Genomic DNA, 21,357 nt, shown 5'->3' with positions numbered 1-21,357 from the left:
TTCAGTAATGCGGGGGCAGTTCATCGCGCAAATTGCCTGGCCCGCCGTGCCCACCCTCGGGTACTTGCTGGCGCAGCTGTCGCACTTCATTGATCAGCGCATCAATTTGCTGCTGTTGACGGTAAATCGTCATGTTCAGTTGCTCCAGCAAGTCGTCGGTGTAACTGGCTTTAACCTCCAGATCCATCACGCGCGCTTCCAGCGTTTCTATCGACATGGGATCGTTCATGCTGCCAGTGCCTTGGCCAGACGCGCCACGCCGTCACGGATCTTGTCTTCGTCCGCCGTTGCAAATGACAGGCGCAGAGTGGACATATCGGGGTTCTGGCTAAAGAACGGCGCGCCGGGCACAAACGCCACACCAGCTTCAATCGCCTTCTTGGCCAGCACACTGGCATCGGCCAGTTGACCGCCCTTGCCTGTCAGGCGCACCCACAGGAACAGCCCCCCTTGGGGCACGGTAAATTCCACCGCATCGCCCAGCGCAGCGCGCAGTGCATCCATCATGGCTTGCGCACGCGAGGCATACACCTTGCGCATCTTGGCCAGCGTGGCGGGCATGTGGCCCGCCAGCAGATATTGCGCAGCCGTGGCCTGGGCGAAGGTGCTGGTATGCGCATCGCTGAACTGCTTGCACATGACCGCCTTGCTCAGTAACTGGGCAGGTGCAATCAGCCAGCCAATGCGCAAGCCGGGGCTGAGCACTTTGGACAGCGAGCCACAGTGCGCCAGCCATTCACGACTGCCCAGTACCTCGCTCGACAAAGCCAGCAGGCTGGCCGGCGGTGGCGCATCAAAGTACAGATCACCATAGGGGTCGTCTTCCACCACCAGCGTCTTGTATTGCACGGCCAGCTCCAGCACGCGCTTGCGCCGCTCCAGGCTCAGCGTGGCACCGCTGGGGTTGCCAAAAGTGGGGATCAGGTACACCAGCGTGGGCTTGTGCTCGGCAATCAGCTTTTCCAGCTCTTCCACGATGACGCCGTTGGCATCGACCGGCGCACTGATGACTTCAGCGCCATACAGGCGAAAGCACTGAATGGTGGCCAGAAAGGTTGGCCCTTCCACAATCACTTTATCGCCCGGGCTGATCATGCACTTGCCCAGCAGGTCCAGCGCCTGCTGGCTGCCCGTGGTGACCATCAGGTTGTCGGCATATACATCTTTGGCGCCTTTGGTTGCCATGAAAGCCGCCAGTTGCTCACGCAAAGGGCCAAAACCTTCTGTTGCACCATATTGCAAAGCCATGCCCGGGTTTTCTGTCAGCGCTTTATTCGCAGCCTCCTGAATACCCGCAACGTCAAACATGGCACTGTCGGGAAATCCGCCTGCAAAACTAATAATTCCCGGCTTACCCAGCAGTTTAAATAATTCACGTATGGCGGATGTTTCTACGTTATCCAGACGTTTAGCAAATTGCATTAAGAATTTCCTTTCATTTAAAAATTCAATGCCTTATCAAATCCTGCTTGCGAAATCAACATTGCCCGACACGTTGATTTTGCTTTATTAGTTAATCTTTCCCAAAAATCCGTGAGGAGGGATAATCGTTTTTTATTAATTTTAATAAATCTATCAATAAACAAAATATAAAAGACAAGCATTATCAATTTGTTTAAATAAATCTATCCACATCTATTTATTGCCATAAGAATATTAATTGGCACACTATTTACAGCATTGAGAGCATGTGCTTACTTTGTTTTACAACATGGAGCCCATCATGCTTTCCAGCGCAACACCTTTTGCAAGAGATTTTTTCTCGCGCACCGCTCAGATAGTAGCGGTTTCCACCGCGGTCTTGGCGCTCAGTGCCTGCGGCTCCAGCGGTTCTGTGAAATCGAGTGCCGGAGGTTCTTCTGGCGGCGGTGGCGGCGGCGGCGGTGGCGGCGGCACCCCGATCACGACGACAAAAACGCCATTCACCCCCATTCAGGAAGTGATCCAGGAAACCGCCGAAGGCTCTCGCGCGATTCCGGCCATTGCCGAGGATTTAGGCGGCACGCTGGGCGGTGTCATCAGCAAAACGCCATTGGCCAGTGCTGCTGCCCCGACGCAGGGAATTTTGACCAACGTGGGTGAGGGAGTCGATTCTTTGGCACTGGGACTGGAGACAGGCCTTGGGAAAATTGGCTCAACATCAGACCCAATCGGTACCACTTTGGCCAGTAGCGAGGGGCTGATCGTGAACACGGGCGAGGCAGTCTCCAGCGCGGGCGACCTCGTGCAGGCACTGGGCACCAACCTTGGCCCTGTCAAACCTGTGCTGCAAGTTACAGGCGGCCTGGTTGACAAAGTGGGTCAGGTTGTCAGCTCCGTGGGATACAAGACGGGTGACATCGTGACCAGTGCCCCAGTCTCTGGTTTGACCACCACGGTCAATGGCGTCGTCACGCCTGTGCTAGGTACAACGCTGGGGGTTGTGCAGCAGGTGGGCGATACCACGGGCCTTGGACAGCCGATTAACAACCTGCTCACCTTGGTCGGTGGCGTTGTGACAACCACCGGCAAAACCGTGCAAAGCACACAGGTGCCGGTCATCTCCCCGGTTGGTCATCTGGTTGGACAGGTCGGCAACGCTGTCAGTGCACTGGGCGGGGTAGCAACATCAGGCACCAGCACACCCGGTGGCCTCTTGGGAGGCGGGGCACTGTCGGGTGGTCTGCTCAGCGGCGCATTGGCAGGTGGGGGCACCTCTGGCGGCGCAACGGGCGGCCTGCTCTCGGGTGGTCTGCTCAGCGGCGCATTGGCAGGTGGGGGTACCTCTGGCGGCGCAACGGGTGGCCTGCTTTCTGGCGGACTTTTGTCCGGTGGCCTCTTGTCGGGTGGCGTCCTGATAGGCGGGAATACCAGTACAGCCGTAAGTGCTGCGAGCGGCTCAAATATTACGAGCACCACAGGAGGGCTGCTCTCGCCATTGACGTCACTGCTTGGCGGCCTGCTCCCCAAGCGCTAACCAACCAACCGCAGTCATGAGGGGGTGAGCCAATGGCTCACCCCTTGTAACCAGCAGGAAGCTTATGCCCATAAAAAGAACAGACCCCCGGCTTTTGGTTTGGCTGTGCAGCATTTGCACAGCCACTTTTGTTTTTGGACAAGCTCCGACAGGAGGCCCACTCGTCAACGTTCCGCAGCCATCATCGCCACGCCCCAGCAGCGACATCAGCGCAGAAATAGACACCCCATCTGCCCTCCAGCTAAGCAAGCAGCTGCAAACCCGCTTAACTCTCAGCACCACATTGCAGGTCAACCGGATTGATATCTCTGGGGTCAAAACCATTGCTTTCGACGATGTTGCCGCATTGTTCCAGCCGCTGTCGGGCCAGCAAGCGAGCATTGAGCAATTGGCCGCCGCCGCTACGCAAGCCACTGCGCTGTATCACAAGGCGGGCTTTCCTCTGTCTTTCTTTTACTTGCCCGAGCAAAGTTTTGACCAGGGCATCGTCAAAGTAATTGCGGTGGAAGGGCACATTTCACGTGTAGAAGTGACAGGCGATACGGGAAAATCGGGGGCCTTGCTGGCCCAGCTGACGCAGCCCCTGCTGGAAAGCAGGCCCCTAGAAGGCGAGGTGTTCACCAAACAGACGCTGCTCATGGCGCGCATGCTCAGCCTTCAGGTCGGTGCTCAGGCGGCGATGCCAACCACCACGGATGGCGCCACCCCTCTTTTGCTCAATGTCAAGCAAGACCCCATCGTCTTTACTGTGGGGGCTGACTTGCGCCAGGGCGATCCCAAGGCCGTTGCCAACCTGACCCTCAACGACCCACTCTGGGCAGGCTCTCAGTGGCAGCTATCCAGCCTGATCGATGATCCCAAAGATGAGCGCTTTATCTCGTTGAGCATGAACCAGTGGCTCAACGCCCAGGGCACAACGCTGCAGGCGAGCATTTCAGATTTCAAAGGGCATGACAACTTCTTGGGCAATACCTTGCAGGACGTCACCACGCAGCGCAAAGCGGAGTTAGTGGTCATGCACCCCTTGCAGCTTTCCAGCACCGGCAGCACAGTGATCGGTGCGGGCTTTTTTGGCCTGAATTATCAAAAGACGTACAACTTTCCTGATTTAGGCATAGAGCTCAATAGCCGTGAAAAAGTACGCGCGTTGCAAGCCCATTTGATCTGGCAAAAAACGTCACCCCAGTCGCAGCAGAACCTGAGTGCAAGTTTTACGCAGGGCTTGAACATCTGGGGCGCAGGCTGGAAAAACCTCAACAACGCCAACCTCGTCAACAGCATCAATCCCGCCAAGTTCGACTTTTCACGCTTGTCCATGGACTATGCCGTCCGGTGGCGCTTTCTCAACCAAATGGGCCTGGCCATGGGTGTGGGAGGACAGTACACGCCGCACAGTCTGCCGATTTCCGAGCGCGTTGCTTTTGGTGGAGCGCGCTATGGCCGAGGCTATCGCGCAGGAGAGGCTGCTGGTGACCAGGGGCTGGGTGTCAGCTTGGAAATCAACCGGCACTTTCCCATCAAAGATGGCAAGTGGCTCAAGCACTGGGAGCCTTACCTGATGTACGAGCACGCCAAGACATGGTTTCATGCATCCGATTTCATGGGTCAAAAACTGCGCTCCAGCAGTTTCGGCATCCGGCTGGGTGACAACCGCTACTACGCGCTGGACCTTGCAGTCTCCAAGCCACAGGGAGATAAAAGCCCCTACAACCCAGAGCAAAAGGTGCGCTACAGCCTGAGCCTGACCTACCAGCTAGACCTCTGAGAGCAGGCAGCACCACCCCGCCCACCCAGGGCCTGCGGTTCAAAATCGAAACGAAACCGCAGGCAGCATGCGCCGTATCGCAAGCAAACGCTACGGCCATCAAGGTGAAAGCAGCCTAAACGCCCACACGGCAGAGCTGGCGCAGGAGGTAAAAGCGTGCGAATGTGGTGCCCGCGGTGCGCGAGCTTGAGGCAAAGGGAAACGCTGTCTACGCCTGAGCCCGGCCTGCAAAGCCCTGGCCGTTGTCACCGCAGCCTGACGCCGCAGTTTGCAAGCGCGTGTCTTCGTAGAGAATGCAGCTGCACCCTTTTGCTGACCATGAAAAAAACTGACATTGCGCCATTTTTCGCCACCTTGCGCGAAGCGAACCCGCACCCCAAAACTGAACTGGAATACACCTCGGACTTTGAGCTCCTGACGGCTGTGTTGCTGTCTGCTCAGGCCACTGATGTTGGTGTTAACAAAGCGACGCGAAAACTTTTCCCCGTCGCCAACACGCCGCAGGCCATTTTGGATTTGGGCATCGAAGGTCTGGAGAGCTACATCAAGACCATTGGCCTGTACCGCAGCAAAGCCAAGCACTTGATGGAAACCTGCCGTATTTTGGTGCAACGCCATGACAGCAAGGTGCCCCATACGCGCCAAGAGCTGGAAGCTTTGCCTGGTGTAGGCCGCAAAACGGCCAACGTCGTGCTCAATGTTGCTTTTGGCCAGCCCACCATGGCGGTGGACACGCACATTTTTCGCGTAAGCAACCGCACAGGTTTAGCACCGGGAAAGACGCCCTTAGAGGTTGAAAAACAGCTGCTCAAACGTGTCCCCGCTGAGTTCGCCGTGGACTCCCACCATTGGCTGATTTTGCTGGGCCGCTATGTCTGCCAAGCGCGCAAGCCAAGATGCTGGGAATGTCTGGTCACCCCATACTGCGACTTTCAGCCCAAAAGTGAAGCGCCAAAGTCCAGCAAATAAATGCCCACGAATGTCGCCCAAGGCTTCATCAACATAATTGATGACTGCCTACGACTGGCTGATCACGATGGGCTGCATGCCCATTGCCCGCAGACAACCCAAGCAGAGCGGATCTGCATAAAAAAACAGCCCTGTCTTGCAGGGCTGTTTTTTGACAAAGCATTGCTCTAGTACGTGCTACGTGGCAAGCGGCACATTATTGGCCGCCCGCTTTGTGGCCCAATGCTGCAGCACACGCGGTACAACCAGCACCAGCAACACAATAATGACCAGCGTCAGCGACATGGGGCGCTGCAAGAAGATGGCAAAGCTGCCTTCTCCAATTGCCACCGCATTGCGCATTTGCGCCTCTGCCAAGGGGCCCAGAATCATGCCAACCACCACGGGAGCGGTAGGAAAGTCAAATCGACGCATCAGTACACCCAGCAGACCGATGCCGTAAAGCAAGAACAGGTCAAATGTGCTCTGACGCATACCGTAGGCTCCCACGGTGGCAAAAATCAAGATGCCCGCGTACAGCTGAGGACGCGGAATCTTCAGCAACTTCACCCAGATGCCCACCATGGGCAAATTGAGCACCAGCAGCATCAGGTTGCCGATGTACAGCGATGCAATCAACGCCCACACCAAAGCGCCTGCACTGGTAAACAGCTGAGGCCCGGGGTTGATGCCGTAATTTTGGAATGCGCCCAGCAGCACCGCCGTGGTATTGCTGGTGGGGATCCCCAAGGTCAGCAGCGGAATCAAGGCAGCAGTCACCGTCGCGTTGTTCGCCGCCTCTGGGCCTGCAACACCTTCAATCGCACCCTTGGTTCCAAACTCTGCTTTGTCTTCGCCTTTGGCCAGCTTTTTCTCGGTGGCATAGCTCAAAAATGTCGGTATTTCAGTGCCACCTGCGGGAATGCAACCAAACGGTGTACCAATCACTGTGCCGCGTATCCAGGCTGGGACCGAGCGTTTCCAGTCTCGGCGCGACATGTGCACGCGTGTCACTTTGTTCTGCGAGGCAACCACCTTGCCTTCGTACAGCGCAGCGTACAGCACCTCGGCCACCGCAAACAAGCCAACGGCCACCAGCACGATGTCGATGCCATCCATCAACTCCATCTTGCCCCCGGTATAGCGGGCAGCGCCAGAGATCTGGTCCATCCCCACGCAACCCAGCGCCAGCCCCAGAAACAATGCCGTCATACCGCGCAAGCTGCTTTGCCCCAAGACGGCGCTCACTGTAGTGAACGCCAGCACCATCAGCATGAAGTACTCGGGCGGCCCCAGGCGCACGGCAAAATCAGCCACTGCCGGTGCAAACAGCGTCACGATCACCGTAGCTACCGTGCCCGCCACAAACGAGCCAATGGCCGCGGTCGCCAGCGCTGCGCCGGCGCGGCCATTCTTGGCCATCTTGTTGCCTTCCATGGCGGTCACCATGCTGGCGGTTTCACCTGGCGTATTCAACAAGATGGAGGTGGTAGAGCCTCCGTACATGGCACCGTAGTAGATGCCAGAAAAGAAAATCATGGAGGCGGTGATTTCCACCTTGGCCGTAATGGGCAGCAGCATGGCAACGGCCACCGCCGGGCCAATGCCTGGCAAGACACCAACGGCAGTTCCCAAAGCGCAGCCAAGCAGCGCCCAGAGCAAATTAATCGGCGTCACCGCAGTGGCGAAGCCTTGCATTAATGCGTCAAAGAGTTCCATTACAGCCACCCTGTCTGCGTCAGTCCTGGCAAATTAATGGCCAGAAATTGTGTGAAGGCCCAGAACACGGGGGCGGAGATGAGCAAGCCAATCACTGCATCCTTGGCCAAAGCTTTTCCACTCAAGGTGTTTGCCTGTCCCTGCGCACGACGCAGCCCTTGCACCGCCAAGGTAAAACACAGCGTGCAGCTCACGATAAAGCCGATGTGCTCAATCAAGCCTGCATTGAGCAGCAAGCCCGCAGAGACCCAGACAAAGGGACCAATGTCCGCGCGGTCGCTGCCGCCCGCTTCACCGGCCTTGCGATAGCCGCCCGTCATGGCTTCCCAGATCAGCCACAGGCCACACACCGCCAAAACGACTGCGCACAGCCACGGCAAGAAGCTGGGCCCCACTCCGCCATAGCCAGCATTGCCCGGAATCATGTTGGCACCCACGCCCATGCCAATCGCTACCCCTACCACGCCAACACCCACGGCGGCTTGCCAGCGGGCGGGTGGAATCGTGCTTGGCACAGCTTCAGGGGGTTGTGCCTGTTGCAAGCTCTCAGTCATGCAGAGCTCCTTTATGAATCAAAATAGGCTGAAACGCCTGATGAACAAGCGTTGATAGCTATCAAAAAAAGCTTCTCACTGCGGACTGCGCAGCGAGAAGCTTCCAACATCAAACCATGCCGGAGCGGGTCATGGTGTCGTGCAAGCTGTCAAACTCCTTGTCAACAAAGCTTGCAAACGCATCGCCGGCCAGCCATGCGGGTGTCCAGTCATTTTTCTTGAGGGCTTCCTGCCATGCTGCACTCTTGGTGGCTTTTTCCAGCTTGGCCACCAACTCATCGCGCTGTGCCTTGCTGATGCCTGGGGCACCATAGACGCCGCGCCAGTTGCCGATTTCCACGTCAATGCCCTGCTCTTTGAGCGTAGGCACATCGATGCTTGGCAAGCGCTGGCCAGAGGTCACGCCAATGGGCTTCATCTTGCCGGTGGCAATGTATTCGGCAAACTCGCTCAGGCCACTGCCGCCCACGGTGACGTTGCCGCCCAAGATGGCGGAGATGGCCTCTCCACCCCCACGGAAAGCCACATAGTTGATCTTGGCAGGGTCCACACCCACGGCCTTGGCAATCATGGCTGCAGCAATGTGCTCGGTCGATCCACGTGAACCACCGCCCCACTTCACGCTGCCGGGGTCTTTCTTGAGCTGCGCCACTACCTCGGCCATGTTCTTGAAAGGCGAATTGGTGGGCAGCACAAACACGTTGTATTCGCTGGTGATACGCGCCAATGGTGTCACCTGCTTGAGCGTGACAGGGGGCTTGCCAGTGATGATGCCGCCCAGCATGACCGCGCCCATCACCATCAAGGCGTTGGGATCGTTCTTGCTGCCGTTGACAAACTGCGCCAGGCCAATCGCCCCAGCAGCACCGCCCTTGTTGTCATAAGTGACTGATGAAGCCACGCCCGCATCTTGCAAGGCTTTGCCCAGCGCACGGCCTGTTGTGTCCCAGCCACCGCCAGGATTGGCTGGCAACATCATCTTCATGGCCACTGCTTGCTGTGCCCAGCTGGTCGCTGGCAGCAAACCGGCTGCGGCCATGGCGGCTATGCTCTTCAAAAAGGTATCGCGTCGCATTTCTTGTCTCCTGTTTATAAATGAGATGTCAGGATGGGCAGCACCAGCCCAGGCCCGCACTGCTTGCATGCATGATGCGCGCCACGCCTGTCAAAAGGCTGTCCTGCAATGACGGGGAAAACCCGAGGAAAGTTCACCGCACAAGCGCTGCGCACTGCGCACAGTGCTAACGTGCCGGCCATGCATATTCTTTTGGTTGAAGACGACGCCGCGATGCGCGCCAGTTTAGAGCGCGCCCTGACACGCAGAGGCATGCAGGTCAGTCTGTGCGCAGATGGGCTTCACGCTGGCGCCCTTTGGCAAAGCCTGCAGCCCGATGCTGTGGTGCTGGATCTGAGCCTGCCCGGACGAGACGGCCTGCAAGTGCTGGAAAGCATGCGTGCCCAGAACTCAATCACCCCAGTCTTGATCCTGACCGCACGCGGCACAGTGGGCGACCGGGTGCTGGGCCTCAATGCGGGAGCTGACGACTATCTGGCCAAACCTTTTGATCTCGATGAGCTGGAGGCTCGTCTTCGCGCCTTGGTACGCCGCTCACCCAGCCACATGTCCAGCCCCTCTGCACATGAAACCGTTTTTGGCACCCTGCGCCTCGATCGCTCCAGCGGTGCGATCTATCATCTGGGAGCACCTCTGGAGTTCACACCACGGGAACGTGCGTTGATGCAGGCATTGCTGGTGCGCCCCGGCCAGGCACTGGCCAAAGAAAGGCTGTACGAACTGGTCTTTCCCGGAGAAATAGATGTGAAGTACGAGGCCATTGAAGTGGTGGTGTACAGATTGCGTAAAAAACTCACTGGAACGGGCATTGATTTGGTGACCCTGCGCGGCCTGGGCTACCTGCTCAAACTGTCTCAGCCCGGCCAGACGCCATGAACACGCCACACGCCACGCGTTCGTGGTCTCTGCGCAGACAGCTGCTCACCGGCATTTTGTTACCGGTCACCGCATGCATTGCGCTCAATATCTGGTGGGACTATCAATCCTCCCTGGAAGTGCTGCATACCGCGTATGACCGCAGCTTGCTGGCCTCGGCCAAAACCATCAGTGAGCAGCTGACCGTGGACGGTTACGATGACCAGGCCCACATTCAAGCGACGGTGCCCTACTCGGCCTTGGAGGCTTTCGAGGCAGACACGCAGACGCGCATGTACTACCGCGTCTCCAATCTCGATGGCAGTCTGATCTCTGGCTTTAATGATTTGCCCACATGGAGTGGCAAGATTCCAGCGCAGCCGCCTTTTGCTGCATTGGTTGATTTTTACGACAGCACCTTCCGCGATCAGCCAGTGCGCATCGCCGTGCTGCTGCAGCCCGTGGCCAGCGCCACAGGGCGGGGAATGGCCGTCATTCAAGTGGCCGAAACCTTGCAGTTGCGCCGCAACCCCGCATGGCGACTGCTCAAAGAAACCATCTGGCAACACGGCGTGCTCTTGCTGCTGATCGTGGGCACCGTCTTGGTGGTGGTGCAACGCGTGACACGGCCTGTACGCGAAGTGGGCAATGCCATAGGACAGCGTCAATCGAATGATTTACGGCCGGTGTACATAGAGTCCGTGCCGCGTGAGCTGCAGCCTCTGATTGACGGCATGAACCGCGTCATGGAGCGCTTGCGACTGCTGCTCACGCACCAAAAACGCTTTGTTCGCGATGCCTCCCACCAGTTGCGCACACCGCTGGCGGTGCTCAAAGTGCAGGTACAGTCCGCACGCAGAGGTGACTTGCCCGCCGACGAAGCACTCAAGGAAATCGAGGCCACAGTCGACAGAGCTACCAATCTGGCCAACCAGATGCTATCGCTGGCCAAAGTAGAGCAATTGCGCCAGCAAGAAGCACCAGCCACGGCATGGGATGCCATCGTGCGCGAGGTTTCTCTGGACCTGGCGCCATTGATCGCCGAGAAAATGCTCGACTTTGAGCTGCAAGCTGATGCCCCGGTCTGGGTACATGCCCACGAATGGATGCTGCGCGAACTGGTGCGCAATCTTTTGCACAACGCCATCCGCCATGCGCCCAGCGGCAGCGCTTTATGGGTGGCGCTGCGCTTGACCAACCACAACCGGCAAGCATGTCTGCACATCATCGACCAAGGCCCGGGGCTGTCTGAAGAACTCATTCAACGCCTGTATCAACCGTTTTCCGCCGGCGATAGCCGCAACGGTTCTGGCCTGGGACTGGCTATTTGCCTGGAGATCGTACAAGCGCTGGGTGGCAGCCTGGAGCTGCGCAACCGCGAGCAGGCGGGCGCTGTCGAAGGATTGGTGGCGATGACCACGCTTCCCATCGCTGGTACGACTTGAATCTGGCGTATTCCCTCACACACAGGACCGCAATACCCTGAAACACTGCATGGTCAAAAGCCGTGCATTGCAGCTTGCAGTGCCAAGTCCAAATGCATGGGCCCATGGGTGTTTATGTTGTAGCTATGCATTGCGTAGCAGTCTCATGTAAGACATAAATCTCAATCAAAACCAGTAAATACAAGCACTGATAGCTATCAAAAAAGGAATCACAATCGCTGGCTGCTGGCGTGGATACACGCCATGCACAAGCCAATACATTTGACATAACAGGCAAGGAATCTGGAATGGGCGCTCAAGAACAGGTGAAAGCAGCACGGGTGCTGGTGGTAGGCGGTGGCGTAGCAGGCGTGGAAATTGCCTCCGCGCTCGGCAAGCTAGGTGATCCGCACATCGCCTCTGTCACATTGGTCGACGCTGACTCTGCCCATGTCTGGAAGCCCATGTTGCACACCATTGCAGCTGGCACGCGCGATCTGGCCCAGCAGCAAACCACCTACCTTGCTCAGGCAGCAGATGCCAACTTTGCCTATCAGCCAGGGGCCATGTCGGCCTTGGACCGCGAGAGCAAGGAAATTATTCTGGACCCCATCGTGTCGATGGACGGGCGCCAGGTCGTCCCCGCACGCCGTATCAGCTACGACAAATTGATCATTGCAGTGGGCAGTGGTGCCAACGACTTTGGTACACCCGGCGTACTCGAGCACTGCTTCATGATTGATTCGCGCCGCAAAGCCGATGACTTCAACAGTGAAATCCGCCTGCGCATGCTGCGCGGCATGACTGGCGGTGAAACCTTGCAGGTGGCCATCGTGGGAGCCGGAGCTACTGGCGTGGAATTGGCCGCAGAGCTGGTTCAACTGTCTGAAAGTGCCGAAGCCTATGGCGCACTTGGCAAAGCGGCCAAGTTCCAGATCGTCCTGATCGAAGCAGGCGCACGCATTCTGCCCAGCTTCCCTGAAGAAATTTCTGTGGCCACCCAAAAACGCCTGGAAACGCTGGGCGTGAAAGTGCTGGTCAACCGCCGCGTACAGGCCGCCCGTGCAGACAGTCTGGTGCTGGATGGTGAGGAGCTGGTGCCCGCCGGGCTGAGCGTATGGGCTGCCGGCGTGAAAGCTCCCGATTTTCTGTCCACACTGGGCCTGCCCACCAACCGTGGCAACCAGTTGATCGTCAACGACGACCTGCAAACAGCGGACCCCCACATTTACGCCGTAGGCGATTGCGCCAGCTACACCCTTCCGGGTGAAACACACCCGCTCCCGCCTACGGCGCAGGTGGCCCACCAGCAAGCGCGGTATCTGATTGAGCTGCTGCCCAAGGTTCTGTCCAGCCCCCACCCGTATACGGGCAAAGGCTTTGCCTACCGTGACTTTGGGGCCTTGGTCTCGCTGTCTAACTATGACGCTTACGGCTCACTGGGCAAGTTTGGCCTGTTCAATGGTGGTGTCATCCGTGGTCGCTTGGCCATGCTCAGCCATATCTGGCTGTATCGCTCGCACCAGGCGCGCCTGTACGGATTCTGGCGCGGCGGCTTGCTGTGGCTGGTCGATTTGATGAACTCCCGCCTGCGACCCACCATCCGGCTGGACTGAAACAACAACGGCGTGCCACAGGGCACGCCGCTGTGCATGGCGCTCAGCGCAGGTCAGTCACTTTTGGTGGCGACACCAGCAGAGGCAAAGCTGGCCATCTCACGCAAGATGGCGCACGCAGCAGGCAGCAAAGGCCAGGCGGTGGCCGCTCCCGAGCCCTCGCCAAGGCGCAAATGCCAATCCAGCAAAGGCTGTGCCCTTAGCTCCAGCAGCATTAAAGTGTGGCCCCTCTCACCCGAGCGGTGGGCGTACACGCAGCGCTCCAGCACGGCGGGCTGCAATCGGCTGGCCACCAGCACTGCCGCTGTGGTGATGAAACCATCCACCACAATCACACGGCGTTCAACGGCAGCCTGCAGGATTGCCCCCACCATGGTGGCCACTTCCAGCCCCCCCATGGCAGCCAGTATTTGCAAAGGGTCGGTGATGTCTTGATGGAAAGCCAGCACCTGCTGCAAAACAGCCACCTTGCGCTGAATACCGTCGGCATCCAAGCCGGTGCCCATGCCCGTCACCTCTGCCACAGAAGTGCCACACAATTTGGCCAGCAACAGCGATGCAGTCGATGTATTGCCAATGCCCATTTCCCCCAGAAGCAGGGCGTTGCCGGGCAACTTTTTGACCAGCTCCACGCCATTGCGAATGGCCAGCGCGCACTCTTGTTCGGTCATGGCCGGGCCTTGGCTGCAGTCTTGTGTGCCATAGGCCACTTTGCGGCGCCACAAACGCGGTTGACCGGGCTTGGGCAGCTTGTCATGCGGGTCTTGCTCGCGCACCGCAAAATCGCGTGCTACACCACAGTCGACCACATTCAAGGCAATGCCATGCTGGCGCGCCAGCACGCTCACCGCAGCGCCTCCGGCCATGAAGTTCTCCACCATTTGCCAAGTGACATCCACCGGGTAAGCCGAGATGCCACGCGCCGCCAGACCATGGTCTGCAGCAAACACCACGATCTGCGGCTCCTGAAGCTGCGGAGCCTCTGACCCCAAGATACAGGCGATGCGGTGCGCCAGCTGCTCCAGCATGCCCAGCGAGCCGACAGGCTTTGTCTTGTGATCGAGCAAAGACTGCACATGGGCAGCAAAGCTGGCATCGTGGATGGAAACGACCTCGGGGATCACGGTAGACATTGGCAAACCTCACAGCAAACAAAGACAGCGCCACAGCGCCTTGTAGCTAGTATGCCGCGTTCAGTGCTACTGGCACGGGCTGTGCGTCCAGACGTTCCATAAAAAAAGACCCGGCAACGCCGGGTCTTTTCATCTCTGCTCCATCTTTATTTACGCATGGGCTCAACTTGTGGATGCACCATATGGGGCGACTGGGGTGCCATGGGTGGCGCGTTGTACTGTGCTGGCGGTGCAGCAGGCACCTGAATCGTCTGTGTGTATTCGCGAATCACGCCGCCGCCTTCCACACTGCCCGAAATCTGTGGCTGGCGCACCCGTTCCACACAGGCCATGCGGTCATCATTGGTTTTAAAGATCTCACAGCGACGCAGAGCATTGCGTTCAAGGTCACTCATCTGTGCCCCGGGCGCATTTGCCGGCCCCATGCCGCGACGCTGTTCAGCCGCAACGGCTGCTGCTTCATGCTGCTGCGGCGTTGCATGTTTCTTTTTCTCGGCTTTGTGATGCCCTTCTTGCTTAGGCATCCGCTTGGGCTGGGGCTTGTGCATTTCTGCGGCAGCGGGGGGCTGACCAGGCATTGCTGGTGCTGGCTGTGTCTGTGCTTGCGCGGCGATAACGCCCATGAAGGCGATAGCACATGTGCCCATGCGCAAAGAAGAGGTCCATTGCAGCTTCATTGATGTGTACTCCTTGAATGGCAAAGTCAATGCATCAAGCATCCTTTCCATGCGGGGCACCGCCTATCGGCACAGCACGCCAACAGTTGCAGTCTCAGGCCTACACCCAGAGCACACGCTCACATTTTGATTCAAAACCACTGTTCAACACCGTGCGCCATCCGTTCAAAGACATCATCCAGAGATGGTGTTTGCGTTCCCCATAGAGCCTGCACAAACGCGGCGTTCTCAAACATGCCATGCCAATACGTACCCCAGATATGACCTTGGGCGCTTTGCCAGACCAACCCTGGCACAGGTTCATCTGCGCGTTGCGAGTGACCAGCCTCCATATCAGCGCGCAGCTGGGTCTGGCCGTGGTGAATTTCGTAAACATCCAGTTCCACCCCGTGCAGCGCAGCCCACACCCCTCGCAAAGCAGGTAGCTGCACGGTGACGCGGCGCACTGTTTTCTGCGCCTCAAACAGGGTCACTAGCGGGAGCAAGCCCAGCCCCGCCGCATTGCCGTCCACGCCGTGCAAATCAATCAACGCTTCACCCAGCATTTGCAGGCCCCCGCAAATTCCCAGAATGCGTTTACCGGCCTGCGCATGGGCAGCCACTGCCGCATCCAGCCCTTGGCTGCGCATCCATTCCAGATCTGAGGCAGTCGCTTTAGAGCCCGGCAAAATCACCCAGTCTGCCTCTGCCATATCTGCCGGGCTGCGCACCCAGATCACACGTACGCCGGGCACGCTGAGCAAGGGCTGAAACTCATCGTGGTTGCTCATGCGTGGATACGCCACGATGGCAATGGTGGTGTGAATGTGGCCACGCCCTGTGCTGCGGGCGTCAAACACGCCATCCTCTTCAGGCAGCCCGTGGTCAAACTGCATGGGGATCGTCGCCACCGTGGGCACCCCTGTCCTGTCTTGCAGCATCTGCGGTGCAGGGGCGAGCAAACTGGCGTCTCCGCGGAACTTATTGAGCACAAAGCCTTGGATCAATGCCTGCTCATCGGCCGGCAGCAAGGCCCACGTACCATACAGGTGTGCAAAAGCGCCCCCACGGTCAATGTCTGCCACCAGCAAACAATGGGCGTGGCAATGCTTGGCCACGCGCATGTTCACCACGTCGCTGCTGTGCAGGTTGATCTCTGCCGGTGAACCTGCGCCTTCGATGACCACCACCTCGTTTTCAGCACGCAAGCTGTCCAGCGCTGCGGCAATATCTGGCCATACATGACGGCTGCGTTCGCGCCACGGCATGCTGGAAAGTTGTGCATTGGCCTGCCCCATCAGTACCACCTGGCTGCGGGTGTCAGCCTCGGGCTTGAGCAGCAAAGGGTTCATGCGCACATCAGGCACACGGCCTGCGGCCAAGGCTTGCAAATACTGAGCCGTACCAATTTCACCCCATTGCCCATCTGGCGTGGCCACTACGCGGGCGTTGTTACTCATGTTCTGCGCTTTGAACGGCGCTACCTTGTAGCCCTGTGCCCGGTACCAAGCGCACAGCGCGGTCGTGACCCAGCTTTTTCCGGCGTTGCTGCTGGTACCCAGCACCATCACACACAAAGCGGTGGCCTGCCCTGCTTGCGGCAGCGGCAAATTCACGCCTGCTTGCATCCGTTGGCTCATGCCATTTCCCTCTCTTGAAGTTGCGTCCATGCCAGTGCCAAGGCCTGCTGTGATGCAGGCGGCAAGACCCCCATGCGCACGCAACCGGACAAACCAAAGCTGGTGGCATCGCGCAATTTGATGCCCTGTCCGCGCAAGGCGGCCAAATGCTCTGGCATGCGGGCATGCAGCCTGGCTGACCAGCGTGCGACAAAGTAATTGGCCTGATGGCCGGGCAATACCGTCCAGTCCAAGTCTGCACACAGCTGCAGTTGCTGTGCTTTCCAGTGCCGCAACTGCTCCAAACTGGCTTGCAGCCATTGCTGCACAGCTGGTGTGATCCACGCTTGCAGCATGGCCACACCGTGGGCACCAACCACCCAGGACGCGGCCAACTGCCGAAGTGCTGCCAGCTCATGTGCGTCGGCATGCACCGGGGCAATCGCATAGGCTGCGCGCACTCCGGTCATGCCCAGGGCTTTATTGGGCGTCCACATCTGCCACACGCTGTCTAAAAACGGCAATCGTGGCCCGGCCACCAGGCGCAGCGGTGCGTAGGCGCAGTCCAGCACACGCCAGGCAGCAGCCGGCGCGGTATCTGTCCAATGCATGTCGAGGTTTTCATTCAGCCCCAAAGGACTGGATGGAGCGCAGGCCCAATGCAGACCAGGGCCTGCAGCATGGCTGGCACGGTCCACCACCGGCAAGCCCCAGACCTGCGCGGCCTGGGGATAGTCGCCGTAGTGGTGCGGCGGCAAGCTCACGTACTGTGCGCCCTGGCGCACGGCATGCATGGTGATGCGGTGAATAAATTCACTGGCACTGCCAGCCACCACAATGCGCTGCATATCCACCCCATGAAAGCGCGCCAGTTGCTGGCGCAGCTCGGTATAGCTGGGGTCAGGGTATTGCGCGCAATGCGCCGCTTGCAAAGCGGCTACAGCCTGCGGGCAAGGGCCACAGGCGTTGCGGTTGGTTGAAAAATCATGGGCTGGCACGCCCAGAGCGTCTGTGCCGCCGTGCACCCAGCCCTTAGACATAGGCCACCACGCACGCAGCCACCAGCAGCGCAGTGCTGAGCAGCGCAACCATGGTGACCACACCTGCTGCCAAGCGCACAGCCTGCGCAACATGTGCAGCACCGGGCACATCGCCTTGTGCATTCAGCACATACACGCCGGGCTTGCCCAGGCGCACGCCCAAAGCCAGCGCCATGGCGCCCATGGGCCAGCCACCGTTGGGCGACGGCGTGACGCGTGCATCCTGGCGCAATGCCTTGCACGGCAGGCCGCGTGCCATGGAAGCTATCAGCAATGCGGTCAGCCGTGCAGGGAGCCAGTTGAGCACATCATCGGCCCGCGCTGCCCACTTGCCAGCCCACTGCCAATAACGGCGTTGTGCGCCCTGCCCGCGCCAGCCGGGGTAGCCCCACATGGCATCGGCGGTGTTGGCCAGACGGTAGACGGCTGCCCCGGGCAGGCCCAGCAATGCAAACCAGAACAGCGGCGCGATGACGGAGTCGCTCAAATTCTCCGCCAGCGTCTCTATCGCACTTTCCCGCACCGTGCCTGCATCCAGCTGTGAGGTATCGCGACTGACCAGCCACGACAGCCGCTCGCGCCCAGCAGGCAGGGATTGCTGCAGCGCAGCCTCTACCGCCAGCACCTCTTCTTTGAGCATGCGCCACGACAGCAGCGGTTTGAGCAGCACGCCCAGCACCAGCCCCTGCCACCACCATTGCGAGGGTGGCAACAGCCATTGGCATAATGCATAAACCACAAAAAAGAGAGCTGCCAACGCACACCAGGCAATCATTCCCAATACAAAAGACTTGAAATCCCTTGGTTTATATACGCTAGGCGCTATCCATTTACCCAAAGCCCCTAGCAATTTTCCCATCAACACCACCGGGTGCAGCCACACGGGGGGTTCGCCCCACATGCGATCCAGCAGCAAGGCCACCAGCACGGCCAAAGTGCCTGCCATGATTTGCTGTGCCCAAAAGGCCTGCCCAGCACTGTCTGCGTCCCACCATTGGTACACCCAGGCCAGCGGGCTTAAAGCGACAGCCAAAACCGCCGTCAGGTGAATCTCCGTCATGCCGGGCCCACCGTCTGATCCGGAGCTGGTGACTGACCCCAGCGCTCCTCAAACAGCATGTCCTGCAGGGGCGCACGCAGCGCCCATTTTTCTTGCTGCAGCATGGGCTCGGCGTAGTAGGCCTGCACAGGCCCCAGACACAGCACCGCCAGCGGGTAGCTGCCCTGGGGCATTTCAAGCAGTTGCGCCAGCGCTTGCGGGTCGTAAATCGACACCCAGCCCATGCCCAGCCCTTCAGCCCGCGCCGCCAACCACATGTTCTGGATGGCGCAGGCTGCAGAGGCCACATCCATCTCGGGCATGGTGCGGCGGCCAAACACATGGGCTTCGCGGCCCGGCGGCAAGGCGACGATCAGCACCTCGGCGGCATCCAGCACGCCTTGCACCTTCAGCTGCATGAAGTCTTCCTGGCGCACGCCCAGCGCCTGGGCCGTGAGCACGCGCTCTTGCTCCACCAGGGCATGAATGCCTTCACGCATGCTGCAATCGCGCACGCGGATGAAGCGCCATGGCTGCATGAACCCAACACTGGGCGCATGGTGCGCTGCTCGCAGCAGGCGCAGCAATACCTCATCGCTGACTGCGCCCGGCACAAAGTGACGCATATCACGCCGCTCATGGATGGCGCGGTACACCGCAGCACGCTCTTGCTGTGAAAAAGGCGTGGCTGCAATGGTTTGGTAGTGCCCCAGATCGTGTGTTTCGCTCATGCCCTGATTGTCAGTCTTCAATGCCCCGCTGCGCGGGTACGCCCGCCTTAAAAGCGTGTTTGATCAACGTCATTTCGGTCACCGTATCGGCTATGTCAATGATTTCTTGCGGACAGCGGCGGCCCGTCACGCAGACATGCACATCTTTCGGACGCGCCTTCAAGGTGTCCAGCACTTCCTGCAGGGGCAACCAGCCATAAATCAGCGGGTACGTCACCTCGTCGAGCACCACCAGAAAATACTCGCCCGACAAAATGGCGGCCTTGGCATGCTCCCAGCCATCGCGGGCAATCTGGCCTGACTGCTCCAGATCTTTGCTCTTCCAGCTGAAACCATCGCCCAGACCTTGCACGGGCATGCCCACCTGATCAGCCAGACGGTGCTCGCCAAAACGCGCCGTCGGCACTTTCATGAACTGGAACACCTTCACGGCTTTGCCACGGCCTGTGGCGCGAAATGCCAGGCCAAAAGCCGCTGTGGTCTTGCCTTTGCCGTCACCGGTGTTGACCAAAATGAGCCCACGACGCTCGCCCTCTGGCTTTTCGTAGGGTTTGGTGGAAGGTGGGGTTTCAATTTGCATGGTTCGGATCAGCCTGAAATTCAAAAAAAGAGCGGGCCTTTGAGCAGCCCGCCCGGCACAAGAAAAAACAAAGTCGGAATCTGCGCGCTGCCAAAGCAGCAGGCGCATCACAGCCCATCAAGCCGCCTGGTACACCCGGCGCTCCAGCACGGCACTGCCTTGCAGGCGGCGCCAAGACTTGGCCATGGCCAGCACACCCAGATCAATCAGGGGCTCCAGCAGCACTACGGTCATATAAGCAGCTCCAAAGCTGCCGATGCTGGTCAGGTTCTCAGCACCTACGCCGTGGCCATAAATAGCCCAAAAGCCCACCCACAGCACGATACCGCCCTGGTAAGCCACGGACAGCTTGAACGTCTGGGCATAGCTCAGATCAACATAGGCCATATTTTCTGGAATCACCCTGCGCGCCAGCACCACGGTGGCAAACAACGGCACCAGCAAGGTGGTCACATTCATGCCGTACTGGGGCAAGTCTTGCGGTGCAAAAAACACGCTTTGCACCAGCAATCCAGTTGCCAGTCCAATCGCAGCTGGAGCTGCACCAAAAATCAGCAGTAGCGTAGTCCCCAAAATCAGATGCACTTCTGAGATTCCCACGGGGTGGTGCGGAAATACCTCAAAAAAGACAAATACCAGCACCGAAGCAATGACCGAGCGCAACAGCAAAGCCGCAGCACCGCTGTGCTTGACCATGCCCCAGGCCAGTTTGGCCGTGTAAGCCAGCGCCGCCGTGGCAGTGGCGTAACTGAGCAGCAGCTTGGTTCCATCTACTAAACCGGGTTCAATATGCATGGCAAATTTCCTTCAAGGTTAGGGCTTACGAAGAAGTGGGTTTCAAAAATAAAACGTTCAGCCGGGTAAAGCCATCCACATGCCTTCAATCTGCCGAATGCGGATGCGGCGGTCAAACACCGTCTCCAAAGCGGCATGCGTGGTGACATCGTGGGTTGCACCCTGATGCAGCACAGCGCCAGCTTGCATGACCACCATGTGGTCTGATTGCAGGGCAATACTCAACTCGTGCAGCACGCTGACCACGGTGTGCCCATGCATGACCAGACCTTTGACCGTGTCCATCCACTCACTTTGATGCGGTGGATCCAGATTGGCCAGAGGCTCATCCATCAGCAAAACCTGCGCCTGCACTGCCAAGGCCCGCGCCAGCAAGACACGCTGTCGCTCTCCGCCAGACAGTTCAGCCAAAGGCCGGTGGCGCCAATCCCAGGCCTGTGTGGTGTGCAGACAGGCTTCGACCACCATATGGTCTTGCGCACTGGGGGGTGCCAGCCATGGCTGGTGTGGCAAGCGCCCCAGCATGACCACGTCGTAACTGCACAGCTCTTGAGACACGGCTTCGTTTTGCCCCATCCAGGACAAGGTACGGGCGCGATCTTTTACTGGCCACGCAGCCAGCGGCTGACCCAGCAGCTCCACTTGCCCCTGCCAGCCTTTGCGTGGGTGCAGCCCCGCCAAAGCGCGCAGCAGCGTTGATTTGCCCGCGCCATTGGGGCCCACAATCGCCGTCCATTGCTGGGCAGGCAACTGCACATTCACCCCATGCAGCAGGTTTTGCTTGCCGATCTGGACAAACAGATCCCGGGCTTGCAAAGCCGTTGCACCATGCATTACAGGCAATGTCATTGC

20 protein-coding genes are annotated in these 21,357 nt (G+C 58.8%); 6 read left to right on the top strand and 14 right to left on the bottom strand.

The features are described 5' to 3' along the window. Position 1: 1 nt before the first annotated feature. Positions 2 to 229, bottom strand: coding sequence for a SlyX family protein (locus H9646_RS00665; RefSeq protein ID WP_191721406.1), 228 nt, complete (start codon positions 227 to 229; stop codon positions 2 to 4). Continuing rightward, complete coding sequence (locus tag H9646_RS00660; RefSeq protein ID WP_191721405.1) at positions 226 to 1,422, bottom strand: aminotransferase-like domain-containing protein; 1,197 nt, start codon at positions 1,420 to 1,422, stop codon at positions 226 to 228. The genes H9646_RS00665 and H9646_RS00660 overlap by 4 nt, the downstream gene beginning before the upstream one ends. A gap of 301 nt (positions 1,423 to 1,723) precedes the next feature. Between H9646_RS00660 and H9646_RS00655 the strand changes: the two genes are divergently transcribed. The 3 genes from H9646_RS00655 (at position 1,724) to nth (ending at position 5,690) form a co-directional block, all read left to right on the top strand. Continuing rightward, the gene (locus H9646_RS00655) at positions 1,724 to 2,956 is read left to right on the top strand and encodes a collagen-like triple helix repeat-containing protein (protein ID WP_191721404.1); all 1,233 of its coding nucleotides are present in this window, start codon (positions 1,724 to 1,726) and stop codon (positions 2,954 to 2,956) included. A 64-nt stretch (positions 2,957 to 3,020) separates the two neighbouring features. Then, positions 3,021 to 4,721 carry a ShlB/FhaC/HecB family hemolysin secretion/activation protein gene (locus tag H9646_RS00650; RefSeq protein WP_191721403.1) on the top strand — a complete coding sequence of 567 codons (1,701 nt, stop codon included), beginning with the start codon at positions 3,021 to 3,023 and terminating at the stop codon, positions 4,719 to 4,721. Positions 4,722 to 5,039: 318 nt separating this feature from the next. After that, complete coding sequence (nth, locus tag H9646_RS00645; protein ID WP_191721402.1) at positions 5,040 to 5,690, top strand: endonuclease III; 651 nt, start codon at positions 5,040 to 5,042, stop codon at positions 5,688 to 5,690. A 177-nt stretch (positions 5,691 to 5,867) separates the two neighbouring features. Here the strand turns inward: nth and H9646_RS00640 are convergent, their stop codons facing one another. The 3 genes from H9646_RS00640 to H9646_RS00630 all read right to left on the bottom strand — a co-directional run bounded on the left by H9646_RS00640 (position 5,868) and on the right by H9646_RS00630 (position 9,017). Beyond that, positions 5,868 to 7,388, bottom strand: coding sequence for a tripartite tricarboxylate transporter permease (locus H9646_RS00640; protein WP_191721401.1), 1,521 nt, complete (start codon positions 7,386 to 7,388; stop codon positions 5,868 to 5,870). Beyond that, positions 7,388 to 7,942, bottom strand: coding sequence for a tripartite tricarboxylate transporter TctB family protein (locus H9646_RS00635; RefSeq protein WP_191721400.1), 555 nt, complete (start codon positions 7,940 to 7,942; stop codon positions 7,388 to 7,390). Before H9646_RS00635 ends, H9646_RS00640 begins: the two co-directional genes overlap by 1 nt. A 109-nt stretch (positions 7,943 to 8,051) precedes the next feature. Continuing rightward, entirely contained in the window at positions 8,052 to 9,017 is a 966-nt protein-coding gene (locus H9646_RS00630; protein ID WP_191721399.1) for a Bug family tripartite tricarboxylate transporter substrate binding protein, read from the bottom strand. Positions 9,018 to 9,197: 180 nt separating this feature from the next. Here H9646_RS00630 and H9646_RS00625 point away from each other — a divergent pair, with 180 nt between their 5' ends. The 3 genes from H9646_RS00625 to H9646_RS00615 all read left to right on the top strand — a co-directional run bounded on the left by H9646_RS00625 (position 9,198) and on the right by H9646_RS00615 (position 12,912). Beyond that, on the top strand, positions 9,198 to 9,893 hold the full coding sequence (locus H9646_RS00625; protein WP_191721398.1) for a response regulator transcription factor: 696 nt from the start codon (positions 9,198 to 9,200) through the stop codon (positions 9,891 to 9,893). Next, complete coding sequence (locus H9646_RS00620; protein ID WP_191721397.1) at positions 9,890 to 11,317, top strand: sensor histidine kinase; 1,428 nt, start codon at positions 9,890 to 9,892, stop codon at positions 11,315 to 11,317. Before H9646_RS00625 ends, H9646_RS00620 begins: the two co-directional genes overlap by 4 nt. Positions 11,318 to 11,604: 287 nt before the next feature. Further along, the gene (locus H9646_RS00615; RefSeq protein WP_191721396.1) at positions 11,605 to 12,912 is read left to right on the top strand and encodes an NAD(P)/FAD-dependent oxidoreductase; all 1,308 of its coding nucleotides are present in this window, start codon (positions 11,605 to 11,607) and stop codon (positions 12,910 to 12,912) included. 53 nt (positions 12,913 to 12,965) lie between these two features. Here H9646_RS00615 and cobT read toward each other — a convergent pair whose 3' ends face one another. From cobT to H9646_RS00570, 9 genes are all read right to left on the bottom strand, one after another. Continuing rightward, positions 12,966 to 14,045: a nicotinate-nucleotide--dimethylbenzimidazole phosphoribosyltransferase gene (gene cobT, locus H9646_RS00610; RefSeq protein ID WP_191721395.1), complete on the bottom strand. Its 1,080-nt coding sequence runs from the start codon at positions 14,043 to 14,045 to the stop codon at positions 12,966 to 12,968. A gap of 146 nt (positions 14,046 to 14,191) precedes the next feature. Further along, the gene (locus H9646_RS00605; protein WP_191721394.1) at positions 14,192 to 14,722 is read right to left on the bottom strand and encodes a hypothetical protein; all 531 of its coding nucleotides are present in this window, start codon (positions 14,720 to 14,722) and stop codon (positions 14,192 to 14,194) included. Between the two features lie 131 nt (positions 14,723 to 14,853). Next, complete coding sequence (locus H9646_RS00600) at positions 14,854 to 16,341, bottom strand: cobyric acid synthase (protein WP_225213906.1); 1,488 nt, start codon at positions 16,339 to 16,341, stop codon at positions 14,854 to 14,856. Continuing rightward, positions 16,338 to 17,360 (bottom strand): aminotransferase class I/II-fold pyridoxal phosphate-dependent enzyme, encoded by a 1,023-nt coding sequence (locus H9646_RS00595; protein WP_191721393.1) that lies wholly within the window; start codon positions 17,358 to 17,360, stop codon positions 16,338 to 16,340. Before H9646_RS00595 ends, H9646_RS00600 begins: the two co-directional genes overlap by 4 nt. After that, on the bottom strand, positions 17,353 to 18,420 hold the full coding sequence (gene cbiB / locus H9646_RS00590; RefSeq protein ID WP_191721392.1) for an adenosylcobinamide-phosphate synthase CbiB: 1,068 nt from the start codon (positions 18,418 to 18,420) through the stop codon (positions 17,353 to 17,355). Before cbiB ends, H9646_RS00595 begins: the two co-directional genes overlap by 8 nt. Next, a complete protein-coding gene (bluB, locus tag H9646_RS00585) occupies positions 18,417 to 19,130 on the bottom strand; it encodes a 5,6-dimethylbenzimidazole synthase (RefSeq protein ID WP_191721391.1) in 714 nt (237 codons plus the stop codon). Before bluB ends, cbiB begins: the two co-directional genes overlap by 4 nt. A gap of 10 nt (positions 19,131 to 19,140) precedes the next feature. Then, positions 19,141 to 19,710 (bottom strand): cob(I)yrinic acid a,c-diamide adenosyltransferase, encoded by a 570-nt coding sequence (cobO, locus tag H9646_RS00580; RefSeq protein ID WP_191721390.1) that lies wholly within the window; start codon positions 19,708 to 19,710, stop codon positions 19,141 to 19,143. A gap of 117 nt (positions 19,711 to 19,827) precedes the next feature. After that, on the bottom strand, positions 19,828 to 20,505 hold the full coding sequence (locus H9646_RS00575) for an energy-coupling factor ABC transporter permease (RefSeq protein WP_191721389.1): 678 nt from the start codon (positions 20,503 to 20,505) through the stop codon (positions 19,828 to 19,830). A gap of 57 nt (positions 20,506 to 20,562) precedes the next feature. Further along, positions 20,563 to 21,354: an ABC transporter ATP-binding protein gene (locus H9646_RS00570; protein ID WP_404813068.1), complete on the bottom strand. Its 792-nt coding sequence runs from the start codon at positions 21,352 to 21,354 to the stop codon at positions 20,563 to 20,565. Between the last annotated feature and the right edge of the window lie 3 nt (positions 21,355 to 21,357).

Source organism: Comamonas avium, assembly GCF_014836675.1.
Classification (GTDB): Bacteria; Pseudomonadota; Gammaproteobacteria; order Burkholderiales; family Burkholderiaceae_C; genus Comamonas; species Comamonas avium.
The sequence above is the reverse complement of the archived record's forward strand: the minus strand, read 5'-3'. Positions and strand labels throughout refer to the sequence as shown.